General features: G+C 66.9%; 1 protein-coding gene. It reads left to right on the top strand.

Annotated features, from left to right (window positions below; all coding sequences use genetic code 11):
* The first annotated feature begins 376 nt into the window (after positions 1-376).
* Positions 377-535 (top strand): hypothetical protein, encoded by a 159-nt coding sequence (locus F6Q13_RS18895; RefSeq protein WP_293059780.1) that lies wholly within the window; start codon positions 377-379, stop codon positions 533-535.
* The last annotated feature ends 159 nt before the right edge of the window (positions 536-694 follow it).

Below are 694 nucleotides of genomic sequence, written 5' to 3'. Positions count from 1 at the left end.
CGACCGATATCGGTGGTGGGCGGCCGGCCACCGGACGGCTGCGGATAGTTGTCCTGCGGTCTTGGCGTCTCAAATTGGGCAGTCATGTCGCCCCTTCAGCAGTATTCCGACGATGGTTCTGCCGGAAGAGTAGCCGAATCGGTAAGCAGCGGGCCGCCGCCGAACTCGGCCGCGGTGCACGGGCGGCCGGTGCGCCAGGGGCGCCCGTCCGGGCGGGTCGATACCCATTCTGCAGCGGCGAAGTCGACGGTGGACAAGACGTTTCGGAGGTTCGACCCGGAGGGTTGTTGTTGCCGCCGTCGCTGGATGACTGGCTGCCGGCTGAGCACCTGGGTTCATCGCCGAGTTTGTTGGGCCGCCCTGTGACCGGCGGCTGATGGCGCGCATCGTGCTGCACGGGCGCGGGCCAACGCTTCCCAACGGTGGGTTCGGGCAGGCCCGCGGCGAATGGCTGCTGCGGGCCGCCTGCCACAACCTGCGCACACTCCACGGCCACGTCGATACCGCCGGACTGGCCGGCCTCGCAGTCAGCTGACCACCCAGCACAACCGAAACCCATGGTATGCAGCACCACTGGACCCGCAGAAAGTGTCAACGACCCACGCTCCTAGGTGTCCAAGCGGCTGAACCGATCCTTCCGGTACTGCTCGACACACGCCGCGCGTCTGACCTTCCCGCTAGTCGTGATGGGAAT

The sequence above is a fragment of the Mycobacterium sp. genome (genome assembly GCF_008709575.1).
Lineage (GTDB): Bacteria > Actinomycetota > Actinomycetes > Mycobacteriales > Mycobacteriaceae > Mycobacterium.
This window is presented reverse-complemented; position numbering and strand designations above follow the sequence as displayed.